This is a genomic window from Pseudoclavibacter sp. RFBJ3, assembly GCF_002931375.1.
In the GTDB taxonomy this organism is placed as follows: Bacteria; Actinomycetota; Actinomycetes; order Actinomycetales; family Microbacteriaceae; genus Pseudoclavibacter.
Genome location: NZ_PSXZ01000003.1, coordinates 107,475 through 124,224 on the forward strand (window position 1 = coordinate 107,475; position 16,750 = coordinate 124,224).

The following is a 16,750-nucleotide window of genomic DNA, read 5'->3' on the forward strand; positions in this document are numbered from 1 at the left end:
TCACTGTGGATCGTTCGCCGGGTCGAGCGCCGCGCGCCGCTCGTGACGATGCTCGCGGATCGACAGGTACACGCGGTGCGCGAAGATCACGAACGCGAGCCAGGCCGCGCCGAGCACCCAGCCGGCGAGCACATCCGTGAACCAGTGGTGCCCGAGATACACCCGCGAGATCCCGACCGTGATCGCGAAGACCACGGCGCCGAGCGCGATCAGCACCCGTGCGCGCTTGGTCTGTCTGCGCAGGATGAGCAGGTACGCGATGACCCCGACGACCGCAACCGCGTTGAGGGTGTGCCCGCTGGGGAACGACGCCGAGTGCTCGTACGGCGGCACGGCCTCCGCCTGATCCGGGCGGACCCGGCCGATGAGGTTCTTCCCCGCGACCGTCATGAGTAGCGACCCGCCGCCCGCGGCGACGATGAGGATCACGGGTGTCCAGGAGCGGCGCCGGATGGAGAGGATGAGGAGCGCGGCGACGGCGATGATGGGCATGCCGATCTGCCCGGCGATGTCGGTGTACGCCGTGATGAGCATGTCGGCGAGCGGCGCTCGCAGGGTGATGGCGTAGTCGAGGAGGGGCTGGTCGAGGCCGGCCACGCCGTCGCTGTCGGTGACGTTCTCGTAGATCTCGGCCGCGAGCGCGCTGAGCCCGATCACGATCGCGAGTCCGATCACGAGCAGCAGGATGAGTGCGCTGTTGGGGCCGACCTTGTCGCCGACGACCCGCACGCTCTGCTCGACGGCGCGTCCAGCCTTCGACCGGGGTGGCCTCGGGGCGCGATTGTCGATGGTGGTGTCCTGGGCGAGTTCGCCGCGGACTCCCTGGGTGTCATCGTGGGGGTGGGTCACCGCACCAACTCTAGGTGGGGCGGCTGAAGCTGAGCAGGGCCGGTCGGTCACATGGGCGGAAGTTCGCCGGTCCGCGTGATCGACGCGCTCGCCTCATCCCAGGCATACACGGAGGTTGCTGTCTTCGCTGGCCCGGCGATGTCCTCGCCCTGCCACATGTAGGTCACGGAGATCTCGCCGTCGGAGATGCGCTGCACGGACTCGACCGCGTGGTCACCGGTCGTCGGCGGCACGAACACGCCGTCGTGGAAGAGCAGCAGTGGTGTTACCGAGAACCGCGTGCAGCAGGACTCCGGCCGCAACTGCACCCAGGAGAGGGCCGCGCAGTCGTCGTAGCCACTCGTGTCACTGAACTGCCCCGTGAGGTCCCACGGCATGCTTCCTTCGGCCTCCGGCGCCCATTTGGCGAGGGCCTCGCTGCCCGTCAGCCCCGAGCACTGACCGGCATCGGACGCTTCGGTATCGCCGTCTTCCGGGGCGCTGTCGGCGAGCGCCGGGTTTGCTCGGAGGAGCCCGTCGATGGCGGCCTGCACGTAGTCTCGCTGGCCCGCGCGGTCGAAGATCACCGTCCAGGTGTCGCCGAGGAAGATGTGGGTGGCCTGCGTGTTCGCCATCGCGAGGCTTGGCGCCTGGATGACGTACGTGAACGTGGCCGCGTCGCCGACGGACGCCTCCGTTGCGTCCGGGTCGTCGCGGAGCGCGTCGATGAGGGGAGCCTGCTGGGCGGCGTCGAGTTCTGAGACGTACTGCGTCACCATGCCCTCCATGTGCACGGGCCACTGGCAGCCCCGCGTCTGCGCCGCCGCGTCCATCGCCGCCTGCGCATTCGTGCCGGCGAGTTCGTCGAAGGTCGCGCGGTCGGTTTCACCGGCCGGCACGCTGAAGACCTCGGGGCCGTAGTCGAGGTACTGCTGCAGGGCAGTCGCGTTCATGTCGTCGCAGGTCGGGAGACTGATGGGCTCCGGAGTGGCGATCGGCATCGATGTCGCCGGCGGGTCCTGCGTGGTCTCGGACGGCGCGGAGCTCGGACCGCCAGGCGTGCTCGTGCTCGCGCATCCGGTGAGCACGAGCAGCCCGCTCATCCCCAGCACGAACGCCTTCGCCGTGTCCATTCGATTGCGCTTGCCCAAGAGATCCTCCGCCTTCCGATGAGGTGCAGACAGGCGCGATGGCGCGTGTCGTTCCCTCTCACGGTAGGAGCCGTCTTCACCGGTTCTGCCGTGGTCTGGCGTTTTCGCACAAGGCTGAACAGTCGAACGGGCTTCCGTGTAGGTTTGCACCGGCGAGATACGTGAGAGAGCCCTTCCTCCTGAAGACGCGGGCTGAGCTCTGGGGAGACGAAGGAGCGGTGGTGCCGAACTCTCCGACTTCGCTCGGTCCCGATTCCTTCGACAGGATCGCGTTCGATCTTCGCGAGCTGCGGGAAGCCTCCGGGGCGGTCTCCTATGCCGAGCTCGTGCGTCGAATCACCGACCTCCGGTTGGGCAGAGGCGTGCATGCGGCGGCGGCGATTCCTGCGCGATCGACGGTCTACAACGCTTTCCGGGCGGGTCGAACGAGGCTGGACACCGAGCTGCTCCGAGACATCGTGACCGCGCTCGGCGCAGACGAGCGTGAGGCGGATTCGTGGGTGCGGCGATGCCGTGACGCGCGACGGACAGCACAGGACCAAGCCCTTCGGGAGCAGTCGAGGGAAGTCACGCCCGCTGCGCGACCTGCGCCAGCTGCTGGGGAGCCGATGGCCCCTGTCGGGAGCTCCACACCGGCCACGTGGGCCGTCGTGCTGCTGCTCCTGGTGTGCGTGGGGATCAACCTGCTCGGCCTCTTCACCGCCAACGTCTTCAGGCTCTCCGCGTACCTCGACATGGTGGGCACCGCCGTGGCGGCCCTGGCCCTCGGGCCGTGGCACGGCGTCATCGTCGCGGTTGCCTCCAGCTCGCTCGGGTTCGTGGTCGGAGATCCTGAGACGCTCTCGTTCCTCCCGGTGAACATCGTGGGGGCGCTCGTCTGGGGCTACGGGGTTCGCCGATTCGGGATGGGCTCCGGGCTGGTCCGCTTCCTTGCCCTCAACCTCATCGCGGCTCTTGCCTGCGCGCTCGTCGCCGCCCCGGTCGTCGCGACGCTCTTCGACGCAGAGGGTGGGCACGCGTCGAAGGTGTCCGTGCTCTCGCTGGAAGCCATGAGCGTTCCCTTCATGGCGGCGGTCTTCTCGGCGAACATCGTCACCTCGGTCATGGACAAGCTGCTCACGGGGTGCGTTGCCCTCGGTATCTTCGCGGTCCTCCGCGGACGGTTCGGTCTCTCGGCCGAGCATCTTCCCCTCGTCACCAAGCTCTGAGGGCGCTCACACCCGCGTCCGGTGGCACCGCCCCCTCAGTGACGCGACGGCCGCCCTCGAGCCCCGTTTTCGCACAGTTCTGAACGGCGAATCGGACCGGCACTCGGGGGCGCTTCGGTAGCTTCTGAGACATGTCCCGCCATGCCTCCCGCCGCGCCGCCCTGGCCGTCGCCCTGCTCCTCGTGATCGGCATCTCCGCCTGTGCGGTCGCGGAGGAACCCGCACCGGAGGCTGCAGCATCGACATCGGCGACGCCCACGGGAGCGAGCGGACTGCCGTCAGCCCCGCCGACGCCCGAGGCCTCGTCACTCGGCGGCTTCGTGGCAGGGTTCGACTGGCCATCGGGGATGACGCTTCCATTACCAGACGGCCTGCGCTTCGACCGGGCCGAGAATGCGTTCGCCTGCGATGGACGGCTTCTGCACGTGCTCGCGTGGAGTCCCACGGCCACCGACGAGACCGTTGCCGACTACCTCGAGAGCGTCCTCGCTGAGTTCGCCGTAGCCGGGGACGCGCGGTCGAATGGCGGTGACGGGCCGATCTGGGACGCGGATGGGGAGTTCGCGGAAGAGGGGCGCATGCAGAACGCCCCGAGCGCGGCCGACGCGACGAAGATCGTGAGCTGGGAGCCTCTCGAGCCCGGCGGGTACCGACTCATGCTCCAAGAGGAGACGAGCCCCGGTACCGTCACGGCGACACGGACAACACCGTCCGAGACCTGGGTTGGCTTCCCGTTCCCGAGCGATGTGCAGTTCGAGGACTGCATCCTCCGGGAGGAGCTCGGCGAATCGAGCGACTCCAGCGTCGGGACGTCCACCAGCTCGTGGACGATGCGAGTCCCCGTCGCTGGGCAGGTACAGGTGCAGGCTTGGATGACGGCGTTGGCTGCGGAAGGCTGGACGGCTGAGGGCTCTGAGAGCCGTTCTCGGCCCGGGCTGCCGGACGTCATCCTGTCATCGAGCGAGTACACGGCTCAGTACTCGGTCGGAGCTGAGTACATCACGCTCTTCGTGGGCACTCGAGTTCACTGGTAGCGACGACATGCTCTGCCCGCGCCCAAGCGCTGGAGGGCGAAGCGATGTGCCCCGCCCTCCGATCGCGTGACCGTGCCCTAGTTCGAGTAGAGGCCCACGACCCGGTTCTGCTCGAGGATGGCGTGCGCGTAGCCGTCGAGGAACTCCTCGCGTGAGGGGGTTCCCTCGACGTGGTGGTCGAGCGCGTAGACCGTGAAGAAGTAGTGGTGGTCGCCGTGGCCAGCTGGCGGCTTCGGCCCCATGTACTCGGTCTTCCCTGCGGTGTTCTCGGCGACGCGTGCATGGTCGGCGCCCGCGTCGATCACGCCGTCCTGGGCGGGGAGCCCGTAGACGACCCAGTGGGTGAAGCCGAGGGGGAGCGGTGCATCCGGGTCGTGGACGATGAGGGCGAGCTCGACGGCTTCCGCGGGCACTCCGGTGATCTCGAGGCGCGGGGCGGCATTGCCTCCATCGGCCGCGAACTGGTCGGCGAGGCGAGTGCCAGCCTCGAAGTCGGGGCTGGTGATCTTGAGGTCGGCGATGTTGAGCGACATGGAGATTCCTTCGCGTTCGGGGGCGATGGCGGATGCGCACCAGCCTCCAAGTGTGTCCGAGCAGTCTCCGAGATTCCTCGGCGAACGGGGCCGCTTCCGGCTGCGCTGGCCCCTCGCGGAAGTGGGTCCGACGCCCCGTTCGGGTAACGTTGCACCCCGTTTGCCTTCCCCCAAGAGAAACGGATGATCCCAACGCCATGAGCTCACAGGACACACCACCCTCCTTGATCGGACCGCAGCGCAAGCCGGTGACACGCATCATCCGGGAGGTGATCGACCCGGATCCGGTGCATCCGGCCCTCGTTCCCGGCATCGGCGTCGAGCAGACCGGCCGCTTGTTCCGCACGAACTGGTCGGTGTTCGGCATCGCCGGCGCTGGCGTCATCGCGGTCATCGCCTGGGCGCTCGTCTCGCCCGACAGCCTCTCGGCGGTCGGCACGGCCTCGCTCGACTGGGTGACGGGCAGCTTCGGCTGGCTGTTCTCGGTGCTCACGATCGCCGTCGCCGTCTTCATGCTCGTCGTCGGCTACGGGCGAACCGGTGGTGTGAGGCTCGGCGCGGACGACGAGAAGCCCGAGTTCTCGATGGTGTCGTGGATCGCGATGCTCTTCTCGGCGGGCATCGGCATCGGCCTCCTCTTCTACGGACCCATGGAGCCGCTCACCTACTTCCTCGCACCACCGCACGGCTTCGACGCGGAGTCGGGCACCGTGGATGCGATGCACACGGCGCTCGCGCAGACGGTGCTGCACTGGGGGCCCATGGCGTGGGCGTACTACGCGCTCGTCGGCGGGGCCATCGCGTACGCCTCCTACCGCCGTGGCCGCGCGCCGCTCATCTCGGCGCTGTTCGAGTCGGTGTTCTCGCAGCGCACGCAGGGCTGGTTCGGGCCCATCATCGACGTGTTCGCGATCCTCGTGACCCTCTTCGGGACGGCCGTCTCGCTGGGCATCGGGGCACTGCAGATCGCGTCGGGCGTGCAGGTCGTCACCGGCATCGGCGAGCTCGGCAACGGCTTCCTCATCGCGACGATCGCGGTGCTCACGGCCCTCTTCATCCTGTCCGCCGTCTCGGGCGTCAAGCGAGGCATCCGCATGCTGTCGCACGTGAACATGGTGGTCGCGGGCCTCCTCGGAGTGTTCATCTTCATCGCCGGACCCACGCTGCTGCTCCTGAACCTCATCCCGGCCTCCGGTGTCGCGTTCTTCGGTGAGCTCGGCACGATGCTCATGCGCAACACGGAGATGGACGGGGACACCGAGGCGTTCATGCAGGCCTGGACGACCTACTACTGGGCCTGGTGGGTGTCGTGGACGCCGTTCGTGGGGCTGTTCATCGCGAAGATTTCCCGCGGCCGCACCCTCCGCCAGTACGTGACGGTCGTCATTGTGGTGCCGTCGATCATCTGCATGCTGTGGTTCGGCGTCGTGGGTGGCACGAGCATGTGGATGGAGTCGCAGGGGGTGCCGATCAGCGAGGCGGGCGCCCCGGAGCTCATGCTGTTCGCGCTCTTGCAGGAGCTGCCGTTCGGACTCATCACGAGTCTCGTCGCGCTCGTCTCCATCGTGATCTTCTTCGTCACGTCGGCCGATTCGGCGTCGATGGTGATGGGGTCGATGAGCCAGCAGGGCAAGCCGGTCCCGTCGCGGTGGGTCACGATCTTCTGGGGCCTCATGCTCGGCCTCATCGCGGCGTCGCTGCTGCTCGCCGGCGGGCGGGATGCGCTCTCCGGGCTGCAGGCGATCATGGTCGTCACGGCGCTGCCGTTCGCGTTCGTCGTCATGGGCATCATGTGGGCGTGGGCGAAGGACCTGCGCATGGACCCGTACATGATGCGCCGCCGCTACGCGAGGGAGGCGATCGACGAGGGTGTGCGCGCCGGTATCGCCGAGCACGGGGACGACTTCGTGTTCGGGGCGAGCGTCGTCGAGGCGGAGCACGGGGCTGGCGCCTGGCTGGATTCCGAGGACCCGGCGCTCACCGAGTGGTACACGGACGCGACGACGGGCATGCTCGACGTCGTGAAGGGCGAGGAGGCGTCGACGGACGGCGAGACGTCGACGGTGTCCCCCGAGTCGGGGGAGCAGGCCGAGTCGGGGGAGCAGGCGCGGATCGAGGCGCCGGCTTCCCGCGAGGCGCTCGAGTCGGGCGGCGCCGAGCCACACGCCGGGGGCCACGGCGCCGACGGCGACCGGGACCGTGTCGGCGTCTGACGCGACGGCCTCCGAGGTCTCCGCCGTCGTGGCATGCTCTGAGCTGACATTCCCTGCCAGGACTCAGCGCCTGCCTCACGAAGGAGCCCTCTCATGACCGAACGCACGAACATCTCCTCCGGTTCGCCCTACGAGGCGACGGTCGGCTACTCACGGGCCGTGAAGGTCGGCAGCCACGTCTTCGTGGCGGGCACGACGGCGCCGGGTGTCGACGCTGAGGAGCAGGCGAGGGAGATCTTCGAGCGCATCGGCGCCGCGCTCGAGCAGGCCGGCGCCAGCCTGGCGGACGTCGTGCGCACTCGGGTGTTCCTCGTCGATATCGAGCGCGACTTCGAGTCCGTCGGTGCCGTGCACGGCGAGGTCTTCGGCGAGATCCGCCCGGCGTGCGCGTTCATCGGCACCGCTGGCCTCGTCGCGAAGGACCTCCTGCTCGAGGTCGAGGTCGACGCGATCATCAGCGAGTAGCTGCTGCCTGCGCGGGGTCGAGTCCGGCCCCGCGCACCAGCGCGTGCCAGGGCCTAGGAACCCAGGGTCCTAAGGCCTGATGGTGCTCTCGATGAGGGTCGCGGCGCCGAGCAGCTCCGGGATGCGCGCGGCGAGCCCCCGGCGCGGGAGTCGGTCGAGCGCGGCGGATGCTGCGGGAAGCGAGTGCTCGCGCCCGCGGACGAGTGCTCGGATGGCGTTGAGCAGGACCAGCGGGTGGGACTCGAGGGCCGAATGGCCGTTCTCGATGTGCACGAGCACCGCATCCTGAGCCGTGGCGGCGACCGCCCGCGCGATAGGCGGCGGGGTGCGCAGGTCGCGCGTGCCGACGAGCAGCACGAGCGGCCACGGGAACTTCGGCGTCTCCTCGGCGAGGTCGAAGGGCTCGCCCGCGAAGGCGGGGAAGAGGTCGGCGATCTCCGAGTAGGTGAGCGCGGGGTCGAGGGGCAGCCCGTCGGGGTGGCCGCCGTAGCCGAGCTCCCGGAAGCCGATGACGCCGGACAGGTCGAACTCGTAGATGCCCGGGAAACGGGCGATGGAGCGGTCGCGGGTCGCGTACAGCTGCAGGGCGCTCCAAGCTGCGGTGTGCGCGTGGTTCGCGCGCTGCCGGAGCACGGGGACCAGGAGCTCGTCGCCGCCCAGCTCGTAGGCGGCGCGGGCCACGTCGAGCAGGATGCGCGAGTCGACGCCCTTGTCGATGAGCGCGTGCGTCGCCTCTGCGGCGGCGGTGTCGGCGTGCCAGAACAGTTCGCGCACCGTGTGCCGCTCCAGGTTCAGGGACTCGGCGGACTGCAGGGCGGAGTCGAGCAGCATGCCGGCGACGCGGTCCGGGTGCCTGGCACCGAACGCCGACGCGAGGTATGTGCCGTAGGAGGCGCCGACGATGTGCGCCCGCGCGATGCCCTCCCGGTCGAGCACGGCCGCGATGTCGTCGATCACCTCGACGATGTTCATCGCGGAGCTCGGCAGGTCGCGCCCGCCCAGGTCGGTGCGGGAGAAGCCGATGCCTCGGTGCTCGACCATGATGACGTCGAGGCCGCCCTGCGCGGCGCGCCTCCGGAAGCCGAGGTACGGGAGCAGCGAGCCGAGGCCGGGCCCGCCCGGGATCACGACGACCGGGGTCGACCCCCGCGGTCCACCTCGCGCGTAGGCCAGGTCGAACTCGGGCGTGGTGTCCGTGGCAGGGCGGCGCAGGTGACGCGCGTGCCGGTCGGCGAGCTGCGGGGGGATCTGCGGGGCCACGCGCTCAAGCTAGCAGGGGAGGGCGCGACCGGTCTGGGGGCAGATCTGGGGGGCCGGGTGGTGCTTCAGCGACGTGGCTGAGATCTGCGGCGTCGCGCGAGAATCCACCCGACGGCTATGGTCGCGATCACGGCGGCGAGCCACAGCCATCCGTTGGTCTGGTTGCCCGCGAAACCGAGCTGCGAGACCTCGCAGGAGGTGTGCGCCGGGTCGAGGGCGTCGAGGCAGGTCGTCGACGTGTACACGGGTGCCAGCGCGAGCGAGATGAGGATCGCGGTCACGGCCGTCCACAGCCAGATCCGGGACGTGGAGGGTGGGCGCAGGAAAGGCGGCGTCACGAGGCCCGCCCCTCGGGTGCGATCGCTGAGCCGGGTTGCGCTGGCGGTGGCGTCGCACGCTGCGCTCGAACGAAGCGCAGGACGACGACGACGATGATGGGCACCCCGATAGCCGCACCGAGCGCGCTGAACCAGAGCGAGAAGGCGGTGGGGATTCCGGCGGGCGAGTGCCGCAGGTCGAGGCAGGTCTCCGGCGCGCCGAGGAGCTGGGCGCAGTGCTCCTCCAGCGCGACCGGGAGGAACAGCCACGTCGCCAGCCCCACTCCGAGCAGGATGATGACGGTCAGGAGCGTCCAGAAGCGAACCGGTCGGCGTTGCTGGTCGGCGGTCATGCGTCATGTCTACCGGATCGAGCCGCCCGCACCTATCCGACCGTGAACCCGCCGTTGCTGGACAGCACCTGCCCGTTGATCCAGGCTCCCTGCGGTGAGAGCAGGAACCGCACGAGGTTCGCGGTGTCCTCCGCCGTCCCGAGGCGACCGGCGGGCGTCGCCTCCCGGCACCAGGCGCGGGTCGCGTCGTCCATCCACCCCGTGTCGATCGGGCCGGGGTTGATGACGTTCGCGCGAACGCCCCTGTCGGCGAGCTCCGCGGCGGCCGCCGTGACGATGCGATCGAGCGCGCCCTTGCTGGCGCCGTACGGCAGGTTCTCAACGGTGTGGTCGCTCGTGAGGGCGACGATGCTGGCACGAGCATCGCCCGTTGGTCCTGTCGCGGGCAGCTGCTCGGCGAACGCCTTGATGAGCAGCCATGTCGCTCGCGCGTTGACGGCGAAGTGGCGATCCCAGCTGTCGAGGCTCGTCGCGAGGATGGAGCTGTCGACGGATTCGGCGTGCGACATGACGAGCCCCGAGACCGTGCCGAGGGTCTGCGCCCTGCTGATGAGCATGGCCGGAGCCGCCGGGTCGCTCAGGTCGCCCTCGATGAGATCCACGGATGCGCCCAGCTCGCGGCATTCCTGCGCCACTGACCGCGGGTCGTCACCGGACCGCTCGAGACCGAGCCGGTCATCGTAGGCCTGCCAGTGGTTGAGCGCGAGGTGCCAGCCATCTCGAGCCAGCCCGACCGCCAGTGCGGCGCCGATGGAGCGGCGGCGGCCGACGCCGGTGACGAGGGCGACCCTGGGCTCTCCTGCGATGCTCATGCACCCACGGTACGAGGTGCGGGCCACGAGGAGCGCGGCATCCGCTATCTCTGCGGCACCTCCACGTCGACGAAGGCGATGTCCGGCACGAAGCCGGCCTCGTCAGCCACGACCTCCCCGGGGACGGGCTCGATCCACACCGCCGACTCGGGCAGCACAAGCGCTGCCGTGCCCGCCGCCGTCGGGTGGGGAAGCTCGACGAAGCCGCCACCGGCGCTGGCGGCACCGAGCAGGCTCGAGCGCAGACCCTCGATCGCGTTCTCGCCGACGACAAAGTCGCGGCCGTTGATGTGCACGAGATAGTCCATGGGCTCCTCTTGGTGAACGAGCTGATGCGGCAATGGGTTGGCCCTCACCCAACTCCCGATGCGATCCCCGGGCAACCGCATTGACAGGCCGTGCCTCCATCCGATAACGGCAGGCTGTGAGATCAGGTGATCACATAGGGAATACGCCGCTTGCGTGCGACACTCAGGACACATCGGTACTCCCTGCCCCTCCTTCGCTTGTTCGGGGCGCACACCGAGCGGTCGAGACGGATTCGTCGCCTTGGTTTCTCACAACCCAGAGGTGACCCCATGGGATTCATGTACTACGGCAGTCAAGGGCACGAGCTGGAGATCGACGACCGCCCGCTCCTGCATCTCAAAGTCGCACTCCTCAGCATGCTCCGGGCGGGCCACAGCGTCGCCTTCTCCATGTCGCGCCCCGCGAATCAGGGCAGCGGTCGGGAGACGCTCTGGATAAGCCCCACGACCGACCTTCGGTTCCGTTTCATCGGCGGACGCCTCCCCGCGATCAACGATGACTGGGTGCGCGCCATCATCGCCTCCGCCAACTCGCCGACCGGGATGCGCATCTGCCAGGAGCCTGCACCCGCCCGGGCGACGTCGCTGGCGGTGTGACACCGCGGGACGCTCTAGGCTCGGTGCTGTGAATGCGAGCGCGAACGAAGCAGGCCAGCAGTCGGAGCGCATGCTTCGTGTCCGCGAGGCGTACCTCCGCACGCGAGAGTTGAGGTCGCGGCTCGCAGCCCTCCGCAGCGAGGACCTGCAGCTTCCCGACTCCCTGTCCTTGTCGCTCTCGGAGCGCGCAGAGCGGCAGGCCGCCGACCGTGAGCGCCTCGACGCGGAGCGCGCGACGAAGCTCGAGCTCGACGCCGCCGAGCGTGCGCTCAGCGACGCCGAGGCCGCGGTGCAGGAGTCGCTCAGCGGCAACGGCGACGACTGGATGCGCGGGACCGGCACGCGCTGAGCGGCACCGACTGGGCGGCACGCTTCGGGGTCCCTCCTCGCAGCGCTCGGCGAATCCGCATCTTGCTTGGCAGGGCGGGGCAGGGCGGGGCAGGGCAGGGCGCGGCAGGGCGGCGCCGCGCTCGAGGAGGACGCGCCGTTCCCCGCGGGCCCGTGCCGTTCAGGACCCCGGGTACCGGTTCGCGGCCATCGCCGCTCCGACCCGTGCCGTCGCCGGATAGTTGATGCTGTGGCTCTGCACGTACTCGGAGAGGCCGAGCTCCCCGAACTCTCGCCCGTGGCCGCTGACCCCGCGCCCACCCATCGGGGCTCGGAGGGAGACTCCGGCACGGTTGGCGCAGTTGATGAACGTGAACCCCGCTCTGAGTCGGCGCGCGACGGCCTGCGCTCGCGGAATGTCGACGCTCCACACCGACGAGGCAAGCCCGTGCTCGACCCCGTTCGCTCGCTCGATGGCCTCGTCGACGGTGTCGTAGGCGAGGATCGGGAGGAGCGGCCCGAACTGCTCCTCGCGGACGAGCTCGTCCGTGTCGCGCAGGCCCGTGACGATCGCGGGCCGAACCCAATGGCCGCCGGGGGTGATGGACGCGTCGAGCGTGCCGATCTCGGTGACGGTCCCGCCCGCATCCGCTGACCGCTCGCGGAGGGCTTCGAGGCGTGCGCGCGCGTCGCCGCTGATGACGGGGCCGATCGTCACGCCCTCGACCCTCGGGTCTCCGACCCGCAGGACTCGCTCGGCGGCGGCCACGAGGTCGGCGACGAAGGCGTCGTGGCGCTCGCGGGGAACGTAGACGCGCTTGATGGCCATGCACACCTGCCCGCTCGTCAGCATGGCACCGAACACGACCCGCTCGGCGAGCTCCGGGCCCCAGTCGGCGTCGTCGAGGAGGATCGCCGCGTCGTTGCCGCCGAGCTCCATGACGGTGGGGCGGATGGTGCGGGCGGCGGCTGCTCCGATGGCTCGGGCCGCGGCGGGGCCGCCCGTGAAGGAGATGAGGTCGACGTCGGGGCTCTCGACGAGTGCGCTTCCCGTCTCGCCTTCGCCGTTGACGAGGTTCAGGATGCCGGCGGGCAGTCTGGCGGCGATCGCCGAGTAGAACGCGGTGACGGCGAGGGGTGCGAGTGGTGAGGGCTTGAGCACCATGGTGTTGCCGGTCATGAGCGCCGGGATGACCTTGAGTGCGGCGAGGATGACGGGCGCATTCCACGGGGTGATGGCGCCGACGACGCCCATGGGTTCGACGACGCGCAGCAGGGTGCCCTCGGCATCGTCGATGAGCTGCTCGGCGCAGACCGCGTCGAGGTGCTCGGCGCAGAACTTCGCGAGGTGCCGGGCGAACTGGAACTCGCCGTGCGCGTCCTGTGCTGGCTTGCCCATCTCGCTCGCGATGAGGTGCCCGGAGTGGTCGGGGTTCGCCGCGGCGTCCTCGATCGCGTCCGAGAGCTGTCGCGCGCGGTCGGCTGCCGGGACCGCCGCCCAGAGCGGAGCGGTGGTCCGGGCCGCGGCAAGCGCATCCCGCACCTGCTCGGGGCTCGCGTTCGCGACGGAACCGACGACGGTGTGCCCGTCGATGGGGCTGACCACTGCGAGCGACGCGGGCGAGGCCACTCGGCGGCCGTTGATGAAGGAGTCGAGATGCATGGTGTCCATGATCGACGCCCGGTGCGAAGATCGCATGCAATCCATGTTGCAATCGTGTGAAAAGTTCCGCTAATCGCACCCAGTGGGTCATGATTGCACGCAATCTAGCTGCATGGATGCACACACCACCTCTCCGAGAGTCGCCATCGTCACTGGAGGGTCCCGCGGTCTCGGTCGCGTCATGGCCCTTGCTCTGCGAGCGGCGGGCTACGCCGTCACGATCACCGCGAGCGGGGCATCCGCCGCCCTCGACGAGGTCGTCGCGGAGGCCGCCGAGCTCCCGGGCGGTGCTGAACTGCTGCTGCCGATGGTCGCGGACGTGAGCGACCCGGAGCGAGCGCAGGAGGTCGTCGACGCCACCGTCCAGCGATTCGGGGGTGTGCACGCCCTCGTCAATAACGCGGGACGCGGCATGCGCCTCGTCAGCGAGACCTTCACGACCGACCCGGTGCACTTCTGGGATGTGCCTGCCGCGACGTGGTCGCAGATCATCGACACCAACGTCAACGGTCCGTTCGTCATGTCGCAGGCCGTGATGCCGCTCTTCCTCGCGCAGCGGGAAGGGCGGATCGTCAACGTCTCGACGAGCGCGCAGACCATGATCAGGCCCGGGTACGCACCGTACGGCCCGTCGAAGGCGGCGCTCGAGGCGATGACACGCTCGTGGGCCACCGACCTGGCTGGCAGCGGGGTGACCGTCAACCTGCTGCTGCCGGGTGGCGCCGCCGACACGGAGCTGCTGCCCTCGGGCCCGGACAAGAAGGGGGCGGATGGCAACCTGCTGGCCCCCGACGTCATGGCGGCGCCGGCCGTCTGGCTGTGCTCGCCCGACAGCGCGCTCGTCTCCGGGGCGCGTGTCATCGCGAAGCTGTGGGATCCGGCGCTTCCGGACGCGGAGGCGTTCGCCGCAGCGAGCGCCCCGCACGTCGTCGCTGGCTGAGCCGCGCCCGCGCCACCCGCCTCCGTCCGGCGCCGAGAGTTGTGGCGAAGTGCGGCCGGGAGGGATCCCGACGGCACTTTGCCACAACCTTGTGAAGAGGTGCCGGTGACGGACGGTGACGGTGGGGCCAATGTCGGCCCTGCGCTAGTTGTGCGCGGACCGGTGCGGGCGACGTGCGGCTTGCGTCCGCGTCTGTGTCCGGCGCCGAGAGTTGTGGCGAAGTGCGGTCGGGAGGGATTCCGGCGGCACTTTGCCACAACTTTGGGCAGGGGCAGGGGCTGCAGGGGTGCGTGCGAAGGGGCAGGGGTTGCAGTGTGGTTGGCGGCGTCTTTGGGGCTGGCTGGTGGCGAGATGTGCGGCGGAGCCTCGGGCCCGCGCCGGGGCCCCGCGCCCCGGCGTCCGCATCCAGAGCATCGTGCCCGGGGCTGAGAGTTGTGGCGAAGTGCGGTCGGGAGGAATCCCGGCGGCACTTCGCCACAACTTTCGGCAGGGGCAGGGGCAGCAGCGGCGGCGGGCGCGGCGGCGGCCCTACGCCGAGCTGGCTGCGAGGCCCGCCAGGTAGGTGACGACATCCTGCTCGCTGACGACGTCGGCGTACTTGGCGTCGAGGTCGAAGAGGGCCGCCTCGTGGGGCTCCGAGCGGCGGTCGCCGACGGCGTCGCGCACCACAAGCGGGATGAAGCCGTGCTGGCAGGCGTCGACGGCGGTGGCCCGCACACATCCGGACGTCGAGAGCCCGACGAGGATGACACTGTCGCGCCCGAGCACCGTCAGGTCGGTGGCGAGGGAGGTGCCGAAGAACGAGCTCGCGTACTTCTTGGAGAGGACCGGCTCGCCCTGCTGCGGGGTGAGGGGCGCCGCGATGGTGCCGAGGGGAGACCCCGTGGCGAGGGTCGCGAGACCGGCGGCCTTGCGGGCGAAGACCCCGCCGCCCGTGGGGCCCGTGTCCTGCTCGACAACCGTGTAGAGCACGGGGATGCTGGCTGCCCGCGCCGAGTGCAGCACGCGTGCGGCCGAGGCGAGCTCGTCCTCGACGCCCGCGTACAGGGGGGACGACTCGACGAGGTAGGCGTCGACGAAGTCGATGACGATGAGCGCGGGCCTCCGTCCGAAGCCGAGGCGCTGTCCGAAGCCCGCGGCCGCGTAGTCGTTGTCGGCGGAGAGGTCGGTGGCCAGGTTGGCGGGGACCTCGGCAGCGGACACGCCAGAGGGTGCAGGTGCAGGTGCAGGTGCAGGTGTAGGTGCAGGTGCAGTTGTGGACGCGGTGGTCGTGGGGGTCATGGTGGTGCCCTTCGTGTGGTTGCGGGGGTGCGGGAGTTGGAAGCGGAAGGCCAGCGGGTTCACGTGGCTGCCCCGGCCTGATCATCGACGCGGGATTCCTCGCGCGACTCGGCCAGGGATGCCTCGAGGGATCCCGCCCGGGCTTCGGCGCGCGCGCGGCGCCGCGTGGGGTGGAACTGCGCGGCGATGGCGGCCGTGGTGGCGGCGATGAGTGCGATGCCGGCGGCGGCGAGCCATCCGGTGGTCGGCCCGAAGTACTCGAAGACGAACCCCATCGCGAAGGGGCCGGCCGCGCTGCCGATATAGGCGCCCGACTGCACGAGCCCCGTGGCTTGGGCTGCGAAGCGGGGCACGGCGTTGGAGACGGCGTAGTGGAGCAGTCCGCTCCATCCCCAGCCGAGTCCGAAGGCGAGGACGACGCCGATGGCGAAGCTCCAGGGGAGGGCGAGCGCCATGCCGCCGAGGCCGATGGCGCCGGAGAGCATCATGAGCGAGACCGTGGTGAGGGTCCCTCCGATGCCGCGGTCGGCGAGCCAGCCTGCGAGGGGTCTCGCGATGATGTTCGCGAGCGAGCCGAGGCTGAGGAGGAGGCCCGCGACGGCGGCCGTGTAGCCGACGCCGATGGCGGTCGTGACGGTGAAGGCGCCGATGACGCTCGATTGTGCGGCACCGAGCCCGCTTGCGGCTGAGGCGAGGATGAGGAAGACGCGCAGGTCGCGGGGGAGCCGCTCTCGAGTGCGGCGCGTGGCGCGTGGCGTTCGTGGCGTTCGCGGCACCCGCCAGGCGAGGAACGCGACGGCGACGGCGGCGAGCGCTCCTGCGATCGCGAAGGTCCACTGCCAGCCGACCGTGAGGCCCAGGGCGGGGACGGCGAGGCCGGCGCTGAAGGTGGCGAGGGGGACCGCTCCCTGCTTGAAGCCGAACGCGAGGGCGCGCCGTCGGGTCGAGACGCCGACCCCGATGAGGGCGTTCGAGGGTGGATGCCCGAGCGAGTTCCCCGCTCCGGCGACGATGAGCCAGACGAGCAGCCACTGCCACGTCGGTGTGTAGGCGGCGATGCCGATGAGGGCGAGGCCGCCGATCGAGGAGGCCATGACCATGCCCCAGCGGAAGCCGAGCCTCGTGGAGAGGCTGCCGGCCAGCGGGGAGAGGAGGGCCGACGCACCCCAGTAGGCGGCGACGACGATGCCGAGCATCGATTCGGTGAGCCCCGTGCTGGCGCGCAGCTGCATGGACAGGCCGCCGACGAGGAAGACGGGGAGCGCGGTGACGACGGTCGTGCCGATGCCTGCGATGGTCGCGGTCCGGCCCGGGCGGCGGGTTCGCCAGACGTGCGTGGGTGCGTCGGCCGCGGGGGTGGAGGGCGCCGCGGAACTGGGCTCGCGAACGCCTTCCAGCGGGGGATTCCGGGCATGCTGCTGCTCGGGCCCCGTGGTGGGCCCGGTGGTGCGCGACACGGC

18 protein-coding genes are annotated in these 16,750 nt (G+C 70.1%); 7 read left to right on the forward strand and 11 right to left on the reverse strand.

Features of this window, described 5'->3' with window-relative positions:
* The gene (locus C5E07_RS02885; protein ID WP_104298366.1) at positions 1–849 is read right to left on the reverse strand and encodes a phosphatase PAP2 family protein; all 849 of its coding nucleotides are present in this window, start codon (positions 847–849) and stop codon (positions 1–3) included.
* 47 nt (positions 850–896) lie between these two features.
* On the reverse strand, positions 897–1,961 hold the full coding sequence (locus tag C5E07_RS02890) for an LppP/LprE family lipoprotein (protein ID WP_104298367.1): 1,065 nt from the start codon (positions 1,959–1,961) through the stop codon (positions 897–899).
* A 239-nt stretch (positions 1,962–2,200) separates the two neighbouring features.
* On the opposite strand from C5E07_RS02890, the gene C5E07_RS02895 reads away from it, so the two are divergent.
* Together C5E07_RS02895 and C5E07_RS02900 are read left to right on the forward strand one after the other, a co-directional pair.
* The gene (locus C5E07_RS02895; RefSeq protein ID WP_146080485.1) at positions 2,201–3,187 is read left to right on the forward strand and encodes an ECF transporter S component; all 987 of its coding nucleotides are present in this window, start codon (positions 2,201–2,203) and stop codon (positions 3,185–3,187) included.
* Positions 3,188–3,318: 131 nt separating this feature from the next.
* Positions 3,319–4,221 (forward strand): hypothetical protein, encoded by a 903-nt coding sequence (locus C5E07_RS02900; protein WP_104298369.1) that lies wholly within the window; start codon positions 3,319–3,321, stop codon positions 4,219–4,221.
* A 77-nt stretch (positions 4,222–4,298) separates the two neighbouring features.
* Here C5E07_RS02900 and C5E07_RS02905 read toward each other — a convergent pair whose 3' ends face one another.
* On the reverse strand, positions 4,299–4,754 hold the full coding sequence (locus C5E07_RS02905) for a YbhB/YbcL family Raf kinase inhibitor-like protein (RefSeq protein ID WP_104298370.1): 456 nt from the start codon (positions 4,752–4,754) through the stop codon (positions 4,299–4,301).
* Between the two features lie 197 nt (positions 4,755–4,951).
* On the opposite strand from C5E07_RS02905, the gene C5E07_RS02910 reads away from it, so the two are divergent.
* Entirely contained in the window at positions 4,952–6,967 is a 2,016-nt protein-coding gene (locus tag C5E07_RS02910) for a BCCT family transporter (RefSeq protein ID WP_104298371.1), read from the forward strand.
* A 93-nt stretch (positions 6,968–7,060) separates the two neighbouring features.
* The gene (locus C5E07_RS02915; protein WP_104240486.1) at positions 7,061–7,432 is read left to right on the forward strand and encodes a RidA family protein; all 372 of its coding nucleotides are present in this window, start codon (positions 7,061–7,063) and stop codon (positions 7,430–7,432) included.
* A gap of 69 nt (positions 7,433–7,501) precedes the next feature.
* On the opposite strand, the gene C5E07_RS02920 is transcribed toward C5E07_RS02915, so the two are convergent.
* From C5E07_RS02920 to C5E07_RS02940, 5 genes are all read right to left on the reverse strand, one after another.
* Positions 7,502–8,692 (reverse strand): alpha/beta fold hydrolase, encoded by a 1,191-nt coding sequence (locus C5E07_RS02920; RefSeq protein ID WP_258063757.1) that lies wholly within the window; start codon positions 8,690–8,692, stop codon positions 7,502–7,504.
* 65 nt (positions 8,693–8,757) lie between these two features.
* Positions 8,758–9,030: a hypothetical protein gene (locus C5E07_RS02925; protein WP_146080486.1), complete on the reverse strand. Its 273-nt coding sequence runs from the start codon at positions 9,028–9,030 to the stop codon at positions 8,758–8,760.
* On the reverse strand, positions 9,027–9,362 hold the full coding sequence (locus C5E07_RS02930; RefSeq protein WP_104298373.1) for a hypothetical protein: 336 nt from the start codon (positions 9,360–9,362) through the stop codon (positions 9,027–9,029). Before C5E07_RS02930 ends, C5E07_RS02925 begins: the two co-directional genes overlap by 4 nt.
* Positions 9,363–9,394: 32 nt before the next feature.
* Positions 9,395–10,174: an SDR family oxidoreductase gene (locus C5E07_RS02935; RefSeq protein WP_104298509.1), complete on the reverse strand. Its 780-nt coding sequence runs from the start codon at positions 10,172–10,174 to the stop codon at positions 9,395–9,397.
* Between the two features lie 44 nt (positions 10,175–10,218).
* Positions 10,219–10,482 carry a hypothetical protein gene (locus C5E07_RS02940; protein ID WP_104298374.1) on the reverse strand — a complete coding sequence of 88 codons (264 nt, stop codon included), beginning with the start codon at positions 10,480–10,482 and terminating at the stop codon, positions 10,219–10,221.
* A 270-nt stretch (positions 10,483–10,752) separates the two neighbouring features.
* Here C5E07_RS02940 and C5E07_RS02945 point away from each other — a divergent pair, with 270 nt between their 5' ends.
* Complete coding sequence (locus tag C5E07_RS02945; RefSeq protein WP_104240491.1) at positions 10,753–11,079, forward strand: ATP-dependent DNA ligase; 327 nt, start codon at positions 10,753–10,755, stop codon at positions 11,077–11,079.
* Positions 11,080–11,107: 28 nt separating this feature from the next.
* Positions 11,108–11,428, forward strand: a complete 321-nt coding sequence (locus C5E07_RS02950) for a hypothetical protein (RefSeq protein WP_104298375.1) — start codon at positions 11,108–11,110, stop codon at positions 11,426–11,428.
* A 159-nt stretch (positions 11,429–11,587) separates the two neighbouring features.
* Here the strand turns inward: C5E07_RS02950 and C5E07_RS02955 are convergent, their stop codons facing one another.
* Entirely contained in the window at positions 11,588–13,105 is a 1,518-nt protein-coding gene (locus C5E07_RS02955; protein ID WP_181057756.1) for an aldehyde dehydrogenase, read from the reverse strand.
* Positions 13,106–13,181: 76 nt separating this feature from the next.
* Here C5E07_RS02955 and C5E07_RS02960 point away from each other — a divergent pair, with 76 nt between their 5' ends.
* Positions 13,182–14,009: an SDR family NAD(P)-dependent oxidoreductase gene (locus tag C5E07_RS02960; RefSeq protein ID WP_104298377.1), complete on the forward strand. Its 828-nt coding sequence runs from the start codon at positions 13,182–13,184 to the stop codon at positions 14,007–14,009.
* A 528-nt stretch (positions 14,010–14,537) separates the two neighbouring features.
* Here the strand turns inward: C5E07_RS02960 and C5E07_RS02965 are convergent.
* Together C5E07_RS02965 and C5E07_RS02970 are read right to left on the reverse strand one after the other, a co-directional pair.
* Positions 14,538–15,212, reverse strand: a complete 675-nt coding sequence (locus C5E07_RS02965) for an isochorismatase family protein (RefSeq protein WP_258063758.1) — start codon at positions 15,210–15,212, stop codon at positions 14,538–14,540.
* 137 nt (positions 15,213–15,349) lie between these two features.
* Positions 15,350–16,747: an MFS transporter gene (locus tag C5E07_RS02970; RefSeq protein ID WP_104298378.1), complete on the reverse strand. Its 1,398-nt coding sequence runs from the start codon at positions 16,745–16,747 to the stop codon at positions 15,350–15,352.
* Positions 16,748–16,750: the final 3 nt, after the last annotated feature.

What these genes read in the sequence shown, in the direction of transcription:
- C5E07_RS02935 (WP_104298509.1), bottom strand. Translation starts at nt 10,174, where the DNA reads ATGAGCATCGCAGGAGAGCCCAGGGTCGCCCTCGTCACCGGCGTCGGC.
- C5E07_RS02940 (WP_104298374.1), bottom strand. Translation starts at nt 10,482, where the DNA reads ATGGACTATCTCGTGCACATCAACGGCCGCGACTTTGTCGTCGGCGAG.
- C5E07_RS02905 (WP_104298370.1), bottom strand. Translation starts at nt 4,754, where the DNA reads ATGTCGCTCAACATCGCCGACCTCAAGATCACCAGCCCCGACTTCGAG.
- C5E07_RS02930 (WP_104298373.1), bottom strand. Translation starts at nt 9,362, where the DNA reads ATGACCGCCGACCAGCAACGCCGACCGGTTCGCTTCTGGACGCTCCTG.
- C5E07_RS02900 (WP_104298369.1), top strand. Translation starts at nt 3,319, where the DNA reads ATGTCCCGCCATGCCTCCCGCCGCGCCGCCCTGGCCGTCGCCCTGCTC.
- C5E07_RS02910 (WP_104298371.1), top strand. Translation starts at nt 4,952, where the DNA reads ATGAGCTCACAGGACACACCACCCTCCTTGATCGGACCGCAGCGCAAG.
- C5E07_RS02890 (WP_104298367.1), bottom strand. Translation starts at nt 1,961, where the DNA reads ATGGACACGGCGAAGGCGTTCGTGCTGGGGATGAGCGGGCTGCTCGTG.
- C5E07_RS02955 (WP_181057756.1), bottom strand. Translation starts at nt 13,105, where the DNA reads ATGCGATCTTCGCACCGGGCGTCGATCATGGACACCATGCATCTCGAC.
- C5E07_RS02960 (WP_104298377.1), top strand. Translation starts at nt 13,182, where the DNA reads ATGGATGCACACACCACCTCTCCGAGAGTCGCCATCGTCACTGGAGGG.
- C5E07_RS02945 (WP_104240491.1), top strand. Translation starts at nt 10,753, where the DNA reads ATGGGATTCATGTACTACGGCAGTCAAGGGCACGAGCTGGAGATCGAC.
- C5E07_RS02915 (WP_104240486.1), top strand. Translation starts at nt 7,061, where the DNA reads ATGACCGAACGCACGAACATCTCCTCCGGTTCGCCCTACGAGGCGACG.